The 9,852-nt window shown below is 31.2% G+C and carries 10 protein-coding genes; 6 read left to right on the top strand and 4 right to left on the bottom strand.

Annotated features, from left to right (window positions below; genetic code table 11):
* Positions 1-131: 131 nt before the first annotated feature.
* Complete coding sequence (locus tag RH98_RS13845; protein ID WP_141629446.1) at positions 132-896, top strand: hypothetical protein; 765 nt, start codon at positions 132-134, stop codon at positions 894-896.
* A 204-nt stretch (positions 897-1,100) separates the two neighbouring features.
* Positions 1,101-1,685: a sigma-70 family RNA polymerase sigma factor gene (locus RH98_RS13840; RefSeq protein ID WP_010256178.1), complete on the top strand. Its 585-nt coding sequence runs from the start codon at positions 1,101-1,103 to the stop codon at positions 1,683-1,685.
* Between the two features lie 222 nt (positions 1,686-1,907).
* On the opposite strand, the gene RH98_RS13835 is transcribed toward RH98_RS13840, so the two are convergent.
* A complete protein-coding gene (locus tag RH98_RS13835) occupies positions 1,908-2,573 on the bottom strand; it encodes an endonuclease III domain-containing protein (protein WP_010256175.1) in 666 nt (221 codons plus the stop codon).
* A 232-nt stretch (positions 2,574-2,805) separates the two neighbouring features.
* On the opposite strand from RH98_RS13835, the gene RH98_RS13830 reads away from it, so the two are divergent.
* The gene (locus tag RH98_RS13830; protein WP_010256172.1) at positions 2,806-4,206 is read left to right on the top strand and encodes a serine hydrolase; all 1,401 of its coding nucleotides are present in this window, start codon (positions 2,806-2,808) and stop codon (positions 4,204-4,206) included.
* A 41-nt stretch (positions 4,207-4,247) separates the two neighbouring features.
* On the opposite strand, the gene RH98_RS13825 is transcribed toward RH98_RS13830, so the two are convergent.
* The 3 genes from RH98_RS13825 to RH98_RS13815 are packed head-to-tail and all read right to left on the bottom strand — an operon-like array spanning position 4,248 to position 7,338.
* Positions 4,248-5,291, bottom strand: a complete 1,044-nt coding sequence (locus RH98_RS13825; RefSeq protein WP_010256169.1) for a COX15/CtaA family protein — start codon at positions 5,289-5,291, stop codon at positions 4,248-4,250.
* A gap of 8 nt (positions 5,292-5,299) precedes the next feature.
* Complete coding sequence (locus RH98_RS13820; protein WP_010256166.1) at positions 5,300-6,736, bottom strand: CCA tRNA nucleotidyltransferase; 1,437 nt, start codon at positions 6,734-6,736, stop codon at positions 5,300-5,302.
* Positions 6,737-6,765: 29 nt separating this feature from the next.
* Complete coding sequence (locus RH98_RS13815) at positions 6,766-7,338, bottom strand: L-threonylcarbamoyladenylate synthase (protein ID WP_010256163.1); 573 nt, start codon at positions 7,336-7,338, stop codon at positions 6,766-6,768.
* Positions 7,339-7,533: 195 nt separating this feature from the next.
* Here RH98_RS13815 and RH98_RS13810 point away from each other — a divergent pair, with 195 nt between their 5' ends.
* Genes RH98_RS13810 through bshB1 form a run of 3 tightly spaced genes read left to right on the top strand, consistent with a single transcriptional unit; the run spans position 7,534 to position 9,785 of the window.
* Positions 7,534-7,974, top strand: coding sequence for a PaaI family thioesterase (locus RH98_RS13810; protein WP_010256161.1), 441 nt, complete (start codon positions 7,534-7,536; stop codon positions 7,972-7,974).
* A gap of 2 nt (positions 7,975-7,976) precedes the next feature.
* Positions 7,977-9,035: a chorismate-binding protein gene (locus RH98_RS13805; RefSeq protein ID WP_010256159.1), complete on the top strand. Its 1,059-nt coding sequence runs from the start codon at positions 7,977-7,979 to the stop codon at positions 9,033-9,035.
* A gap of 33 nt (positions 9,036-9,068) precedes the next feature.
* Positions 9,069-9,785, top strand: coding sequence for a bacillithiol biosynthesis deacetylase BshB1 (bshB1, locus tag RH98_RS13800; RefSeq protein ID WP_010256156.1), 717 nt, complete (start codon positions 9,069-9,071; stop codon positions 9,783-9,785).
* The last annotated feature ends 67 nt before the right edge of the window (positions 9,786-9,852 follow it).

Genomic DNA, 9,852 nt, shown 5'->3' with positions numbered 1-9,852 from the left:
ACACGTAGTATGGTTTTGGAATGTATGATAATGATCACAAAGATTACGTCTTTTCAAAGAAGAGGATTTATAAACAGAATCTATACAATTTAAATATTTCGGGCTTATTATGGAAAAAGAATAAAGTTAATATGGAGTTTTTAATTGATTACTCTTTTAGAGATTTAAAAACTGAAGAAGAAAGTACGATTAATCTTCATGAACTTGTTGCAAAAGAGTGGAATACAAGAATGAAATTTATTTATTCAGTACATCCAAGTTGGATTATTGATGCTTCTATAGCTACTAATTTTAAGCAATTTGTAGGAAAAGAAAATAGATATAGTTATAAAAGAGTTAATGAAAATTATCCTGACGTATATGATTATGTAAAAATTGGATCTGTAAAACCTTATCAATTAGATGACAGTTATATTAGTATCAATACTAATTTGTCTTATTTGGCAACTGGATACATTACCTATCAAGTTGGAGCAAGTTTTAGAAAAACAGAGTTTAATGAAAAATATAAAGGAACCAATTTCAAATCACTAATCGAAAAATCAGTGCCAGGTATACATTTTAATGTAAATTATAATGGAAAACGACATAATTTAGAGACTAATTTTTCTTTTGAACAAGAAAAAAGTAAGAATGGAGTAGCTAATGTAGATTATAACTATCTTAGTTTATATAAGGAAGTATATTATCCTAACCTTCTTTATGGGAGTATTGATAAAAAGTACTACCAACTTGACCTAAATTATAATTACAGATTAAGTAATAGAAATAGAGTAGGAATTAGTTTTATGTTTTATAAATATTCAGGTGATTATTCTAGATTAGAAACAGATAATAAAAATTTAAAAGTTAATAATTTAGGCTATTCGTGTAGACTATACTATCAGTTTATATAAGTGTCTTTTTTATCTCGTAATAAATAAAAACAACCTTATTCAATAAAATAGAGATGCGAGCTATAAAATTTTTATATTTCATTTATTTTAACAAATAAATTTATATATCTTTGTTTTGTTAAATTTTAAAACAAGAGCCTATATAACATCTTTACTTTTAAAAAAAATAAGAAGAAACATTTATTGCTATTAAAAGAATTTGTTATGGTATATACTGATATGCCGGATGCTACACTTATAAAATTATATGTAGCTGGTGGTGAAGAAGCTCTTGAAGTTCTAATTAAAAGACATCAAGCTAAAATTTACGGTTTTATTTTCTCTAAAGTATCTAATCCCGATCTTGCGGATGATATTTTTCAGGATACTTTTATAAAAGTAATTCATACTTTAAAATCTAAACGTTATAATGAAGAAGGTAAGTTTTTACCTTGGGTTATTCGTATCGCGCATAATTTAATAATGGATCATTACCGAAAAGAAAAACGCAATCAAGTTATTAATGACTCTGATGAAATGCCTCTTTTTATGTTCTTGAAAGATGATTCAGATATTATCGAGAGTGCTTTAATTAAAGAACAAATCGAAGTAGATTTAAAAATCTTAATAGAGGAACTGCCTCATGATCAACGTCAAGTAATAATGATGCGCATTTATCAAGATTTGAGTTTTAAAGAAATTGCTGAATTGACTGAAGTAAGTATTAATACTGCTTTAGGTAGAATGAGATATGCGCTGCTTAATTTAAGAAAATTGATTAATGATAAAAAAATAATTTTGACTGAGTAAATAATAAAGTCATAGGTTTTGTCGTTTTAGTATAAACCACAAAACAGTTATATATGAAAAACATTTACTTAGTAAAAAAAGCCGAAGTTACTTTGCCCAAAAAAGAAACGATACAATTTCTTTTAAATTACTCAAGAAGTCTTAATAGATTAAGCTTGAATGGTTTATTAAATAAAAGTGAGTTTGCTAAAAATTAGAATTAGTAAAGAAAATGCTTAAGATTTACTTCTTAAGCATTTTCTTTTTATTGTATTCATTTATTACTGTTTTGCGCCCAATAACGCTAGTAATAATATCTAGTTCTAGATTCCATCCACGGGCAGGACTGTATTGTCTTCCGTACCACACTAACTGAAGATGTAAAAGATTCCACTTATCTTTTGGAAATAGTCGTTTAGCATCTTTTTCTGTTTGTTCAACACTTTTTCCGTTTGAAAATCCCCATCTATACATAAGTCTATGAATATGCGTATCCACTGGGAATGCTGGGATATTAAATGCTTGTGCCAATACTACACTTGCTGTTTTATGTCCGACTGCAGGTAGTGATTCTAGTGCTTCCATATCTGCTGGTACCTCACCATTGTATTTATCAATAAGGATATGCGATAATCCGTAAATTCCTTTTGATTTCATTGGCGACAAACCACAAGGTCTGATTATATCTTGGATTTCTTCCACTGATAATTTTACCATATCATAAGGATTATCAGCTTTCGCAAACAAAATAGGAGTAATCTTATTTACTCTTTCATCTGTGCATTGTGCAGATAGTAAAACTGCTATTAGTAGAGTATAAGGATCCCTGTGATCTAAGGGTACAGGAACCTCAGGATATAGAGCATCTAGCGTTTCTAATGTGAAGTTTACTTTTTCAGCTTTCGTCATTTTTTTTCATTTAATGCGAAGATAATAAAAATAACACTTATAGGGTTTTAATCTGTATTGGCTTTACTTATAGTTAAATTGTCTGTGAATATTGCCTTCAATTACTCTTCTTGATAAAGAGTGAAAAGTTAAAGTGCAGGCATGTATTTTTAATTTTTGTAGAATTATTGTTAAAGTACATACGGATTCTATAAATAACCAATATATTTAGGTTGTAAATGAAGAAGTAAATATGCGTAAATTAAAAATAACTCTTTTTGCATTAGTCTTTTCTGCTATCTCAGCATTAGGGCAAGAAACGAATCATCCAAAGATTGTTGATACGTTTGTAGAGGATTACAATACCAATAATTATGAAGATTTTTATAAGTATTTTTCCATTTCTTTAAAAGAAGAATTGCCTATAAATCAAGCAAAAAACTTCTTTGTAGAGATGAAAGAGAAACTAGGTAATATAAAGAATATAGAGTTTTATGGACTAGATGATAATCACTTAGCGCTATATAAAACTGAGTTTGAAAATGACGAAGTAGCCTTGATTAACTTGGCAGTAAATGAGAACGGAGAATTGGTAGGCTTGAGAATTCTTAATATGCCAGAGGATAATAATGTAAATACTGCTTTATTGGCCAAGAGCTATAAAGATATTGTGTTAGAATCAATAACATCTCTACCTAACAAAGGACAAATTGCTATAGCTATTATTAACGATGATAAAGTAGAATACTTAGGTTTTGAAAAAAATAAAGGAGAGATTAAAGAACTAGAGAATTATAACAACTTATTTTCTATAGCAAACTTTTCGACTGTTTTTACTTCTACTATTTTAGCAAATGCTGTTGAACAAGGTAAAGTTTCGTTGGCACAAGACATTAATGATTTATATGATTTTAAATTTAAAGATGATATAAAGCTTAAGATTTCAGAGCTAGCTAATCATTCAGCTGCTTTACCAATGTTGCCTAAAGTTGAGAATTCCTTAATAAATGATCCTGACAAATACTTTATCTCTTTCTCAAGAGATAACCTTATAGATTATTTAAAAAATGATTTAGTACTAGATACTTTAGATCAGAAAAACAGACAAAGTTTTTCGTTTTTAGGTTATGCTGTTCTTGGGGAGGCTTTAACGAGATTATATGATAAAAGCTATGAGGATCTTGTACAAGAGTTGATATTTGATAAATATGGAATGGTTAACAGTACAATTAATCTACCTAGAAAAAAGAAAAAACTGGTATATGGGATTGATGCTGATAAGAAAGAACAAAAAGGATATAATATCCAGGCATTAAAACCAGCAACAAGTGGCTTCTCATCAGTAGAAGATTTGAGTAAATTTGTAATTGCTGAATTTAATAAAGAAGATAAGGTACTGAATATAACTCAGAAACCAACCTTAATTGTAACTCCTAATTATTGGGTATCTTCTGGTTGGAAAATAGCATTTCCGTTTATATCTACCAGTAAGTTGTATTTTTCGAGAGCAATTGATAGTGGCTATTCTAACTATATAGGTTTCGATCCAGAAATGAAAAAAGGGTTAATTATTCTGACAAATAGTTCAACACAAGAAGCACTAAATTCTTTAGACGATTTAAGCTATAAGTTGATGATGAAATTATTAAAATAACAAGAAAGGGATCCATTTGGATCCCTTTCTTGTAAATATTGTTAGTTATAATGTTCAGCATTTTTGCCGCAGTAGTAGCATTTTCTCGCTTCTAATATTAGTTGGAATTGTATCCCAAATAATATAGATGCTAAAACTAAGTGTGTAGCTTGCGTCCCAAATGGGAAATGCACATAATACATCATAATACCTGAGAAGATTTCTAAAATAAGTATTACCATTACCCATTTCATTTTGTCAAAACCAAGTCTAAGATGTCTATTTAGATAGAACAAATACATATTCAAAGCTAAGACGATAAAAGAGAAACTTCTGTGAATATAGAAATCTACATTTGGATTATTTAACCATAAGTATTCATTACCTATTCCTGCATTTACTTGTTCATCAATAAATTCTCTAACTTGAGTACCAAGAATAACTTGAATTAATGTGAATAGTAAAGAAACGGTAAGTAAAACTCTGAATTTAGAATTGTATTCTTTAATTTCTGTAACGTCTTTGGCTGCTCTAATAATTCCAATAATAATTGCAACTATTACAAGCGCCATTACCATATGGACAGTTATCTTTATAGGGTTTAATACAGAATAGACAACAACGGCTCCTAACCAAGCTTGAAAAACCATTAAGAAAACTACTAACCATGAGGCTAATACAAGTCCTTTTCTTTCTTTCCAGTAGCCAAATGATGCAATAGCCATGGCTAAACATGCTAACCCTGCTAATGCTCCACAAAGGCGGTTAATATATTCAGTCCATGTATGTCTAGGGTTAAACTCAGCATAATCGTGTCGCGTATATTTCTCCCAATGTGACTCATCATATTCTGCTAATGTTGTAAAGCTTTCTTTAGCTTTCCATAAGCTCTCATCATGAATAATCATTTGACCTTTCTCGAATTCGTGATTAGGTTTCCATTCTAATACTTCAATATCAGTAGGAGGTATGTAATAACCAAAACACTTAGGCCAGTCCGGACATCCCATTCCAGAACCAGTCATTCTAACTGCTGCTCCAGCAACTATAACTAGGTATACTAGTATAAGCGATGCCTTCGCTAATGGTAAAAAATAGTTCTTCATATTTATTTTTATTGTTTATTGACAACTTCTAATCCCATTTTTCTTGCTTTCTCAAGCATATAAGTATATGCTGCATCATATTCATTTGGGATAACACCTTCTAAGATAGCTTCTTTAATAGATTCTTTTAATGAACCAATTTCTCGACATGGTTTTAGGTTGAAAGTTTCCATAATTTCTTCACCAGTAATAGGTGGTTGGAAATTACGAACATGGTCGCGCTCTTCAACTTCTACTATTTTTTGTCGAACAATCTTAAAATTGTTGTGATATTTTTTAAACTTGTTAGCATTTTTTGTTGTAATGTCTGCCTCACATAAAGTCATTAGATCTTCTACGTTTTCACCTGCATCAAATACAAGTCGACGTACAGCAGAGTCTGTAACTTCTTTTTGTGCTAAAACGATTGGTCTAGAACTCATTGTTACCATCTTTTGCACAAACTTCATTTTTTGGTTTAGAGGCATGTGTAATCTTGTAAAGATTCTCTTCACCATTTTACCTCCTAAGAACTCATGTCCATGAAATGTCCATCCTTGTTTCTTACTGAAGCGCTTTGTGGGTGCCTTTCCAATATCGTGTAGTAGGGCAGACCATCTTAACCATAAATCGTCAGTGTTTTTTGATATATTATCTACAACTTCTAACGAATGGTAGAAGTTATTTTTATGGGTATGACCTTCTATTTCTTCTACTTGATTTAAAGCTGTTAATTCTGGTAATATTAAATCTAATAAACCAGTTTTATATAACAACAAGAAACCTTTTGAAGGAACTGGAGTTAAAAGAATTTTGTTTAGTTCATCGACAATTCTCTCTCCTGATATAATATCTAGGCGGCTGTGGTTTCTAGTAATAGCCTCTAAAGATTCGTCCTCAATTCTAAAATCAAGTTGCGTTGCAAATCGTATTGCACGCATCATTCGTAGAGGATCATCTGAATAAGTGATATCTGGATTTAATGGAGTACGTATGATTTTGTTTTCTAAATCTTCAACTCCGTTAAATGGGTCTAAGAGTGCACCATAGTTTTCTTTATTTAGAGAAAGAGCTAGTGCATTAATAGTAAAGTCACGTCTATTTTGATCATCTTGAAGTGTACCGTCTTCCACTACAGGTTTACGGCTATCAAAATGGTATGATTCTTTTCGAGCTCCTACAAATTCAATATCTATATCATCATAGCGAAGCATTGCAGTGCCATAATTTTTGAATACTTGAACTTTAGGTTGGTTAGGTAAAAGGCTAGACACATGTAATGCTAGTTCTATTCCGCTCCCTATTGCTACTATATCTATATCTTTTTTTGTGTCGCGTTTTAATAAAAAGTCTCTTACAAATCCTCCAATTACATAACTATCAATATGAAGTTCTGCTGCAGCTTGTGAAACTACTTCAAAGATTGGATGATTAAGAGCTTCTGTATATATTGGTGTTTTATCCATAATGTGTACAGTAAAATATTAAGCAAACTTTACTTTCTCAATATTGTTACTTGGCTATTCTCAGTTAGTTTTATAATTGTTGAAGGCTTGATTGCTTTAGTTTCTTTTTGTCTAAGATTAACTACGTAATCTACGCCATCTATAATTTCTTTAGAAATCTCAGTAAAGTTAGCTGGAGATGGTTGACCACTAATGTTAGCAGATGTAGAAACTAGAGGGGATTTCATTCGCTCAATTAATTTGAAACAGAATGGCTCTTTCACAATACGAACCCCTAGTGAGTTATCACCAGAAACTATTTCTTTTGCTACATATTTTGGATTATCTAAGATTAGTGTAGTTGGTCGCTCACTACAATCAATGATATCCCAAGCCACTTCAGGTATAGAATTAAATACTCTATGCATTAATCTATCTCCATTAACTAATACAATCATACTTTTTGATTCTGCACGTTGTTTTAGTTTGTATATTTTTTTTATAGCTTCTGAATTATTAGCATCACATCCTATTCCCCAAACAGTGTCTGTAGGGTATAAAATGATACCTCCATTTTTTATTACTTCAAATGCTTTATGAACTTCTTCTTGTATGTCTTCCATTTTTTATTGCGATTGCTATCTATGAAATGAGGGGTTAAAATTACTAAAAAAATAGATAAGGCATAGTGATTAAAATCATTAAACGCTGTTGATATTTAAATACGGTGATAATTATATTTTTTTTAAGAATTACAAGCTAATTTTACTTTAATTTTAAGACCATTATCTTTGGATGAAATTAACTTTGTAGAATATATGGCAATAAATAATAAAAAAACAATAGATAAAGAAGCTGTACTGAAAATGTATGAAGAGGTATCTAAGAATACTTTAATGGAAACGCTTCAAATAAAATATATAGATGCTGGGCAAGATTTTTTAGTTGCAACAATGCCAGTTAATCCTCGAGTACACCAACCAATGGGCTTACTTCACGGTGGTGCATCTGTTGCATTAGCAGAAAGTTTGGGTAGTGGAGCATCTCTAATGCTAATCGATCCAGCTACGCAAGAGATAAGAGGTATTGAGATTTCAGCGAATCATGTTAAGAGTAAACGTGCGGGGATTGTAACAGGTACAGCTAAATTATTACATAGAGGACGTACTGTCCATTTATGGGAGATAAGAATTACGGATGAGAATAATGAACTAATATCAATCTGTAAAATAACTAATATAGTAATTGATAAAAAATAATAATGTCTTTATTTAATTATTTAGATAAACAATACAAGGATAAAAAGCCTTTTGCTGTTTATCGAAAACCTAATACAGAAACCATTATAGGGCTTTTTCAAGAAGATACTAAGTTACATCAAGTAGAAAGTTTTTTAGAATGCGGATTTGTATTGGCTCCTTTTGATAAGGGAGAGCGCTTTTATATTCCTTATAAAGGTTCGCTACTGCTTACAGAAAACAGAAAACTTTTACCGCTTTCGGATTATGAACCACTGCTTGATTATGACGAGCCTATAGCAAGATTAGCTTTTGAAGACCTTGTTACGCGGTGTGTTGCTGCGATTAAACAAGGAAAGTTTGAGAAAGTAGTGCCGTCTCGTAAAGAGAGTATAGAGTATGATCCTATTGATTTATCCTTGCTTTTTCAAAAGATAGATACAATTTATCCGACTGCATTTTGCTCAATGGTGTATCATCCTGAAATAGGGTTATGGGTAGGAGCAACTCCTGAAACACTTTTAAGTTTGCGTGAAAATAAATTACATACTATGGCTTTAGCTGGGACTCAAGTAAATCATGGTAGAGAAGAAGTGGAGTGGGGAAAGAAAGAAATAGATGAACAAGCGTATGTAACCGAATTTATAATTGATACTTTAAAACCATATGCTAATTCAGTTAAATACTCGGCACCTTTTGCAAAAAGAGCTGCTAAAGTAATGCATATATGTACTGATATTGAAGTAGAACTTAAAAACAATAATCTTAAAGCTATTGTAGCAGATTTGCACCCAACTCCAGCGGTATGTGGTTTGCCAAAAGCTCCAGCTAGAGATTTTCTAATTAAAGAGGAGGGATATGATAGGGAATATTATGCTGGTTATTTGGGCGAGTTAAATTACTCATTAGAAGAAGGACCAGCTCAAGCAACAGACTTGTACGTTAACTTGAGATGTATGAATATAGCCGATAAGAAAGTTAATTTATTTATAGGTTGTGGAGTAACAATAGAAAGTGATCCTACTAGTGAATTTATTGAAACAGTTAATAAGTCATTTACTATGAAAAAGGTTTTGAAGTAATCTTTAGTAAAGTAAATATAAAAATAATAACAAATGAAATTAGATATATTAGCATTTGGAGCGCATCCAGATGATGTTGAATTAGGTTGTGGAGCTACTATTGCTAAAGAGGTAGCTTTAGGTAGAAAGGTTGGGATTGTTGATTTAACAAGAGGTGAATTAGGTACTCGCGGTTCTGCAGAGATTAGACATCAGGAAGCTACTGATGCAGCTAATATCTTAGGCGTAAGCGTGAGAGAAAATCTTGCCTTTAGAGATGGGTTCTTTATCAATAATGAAGAACATCAATTAGAAATAATTAAAATGATACGTAAGTATAGACCAGAAATAGTATTATGTAATGCTATTGATGATAGACATATTGATCATGGTAAAGGAAGCAGATTAGTATCCGATGCTTGTTTTTTATCTGGTTTACGAAAGATTGAAACTACATTAGATGGAGAACAACAAGAAGAATGGCGTCCAAAATTAGTTTATCACTACATTCAATGGAAGAATATTGAACCTGATTTTGTAGTGGATGTAACGGGATATATGGATACTAAGCTTAAGTCCGTGTTAGCCTATGGTACACAATTTTTTAATGAGAAATCATCAGAACCAACGACACCAATTACCTCTAAAAACTTTTTGGATAGTATAACTTATCGTGCGCAAGACCTAGGAAGATTGATAAATAAAGATTTTGCAGAAGGATTTACTGTCGAAAGATATTTAGCAGTCAACACATTAGCAGATTTGGTTTAAAATTTTTCATAAAAAGCTTGGCAAGTATAGAAAAATCGCTAAATTTGCAACCGTTAAACAATAACAC

Source organism: Myroides injenensis M09-0166 (assembly GCF_000246945.1).
GTDB lineage: Bacteria > Bacteroidota > Bacteroidia > Flavobacteriales > Flavobacteriaceae > Flavobacterium > Flavobacterium injenense.
This window is presented reverse-complemented; position numbering and strand designations above follow the sequence as displayed.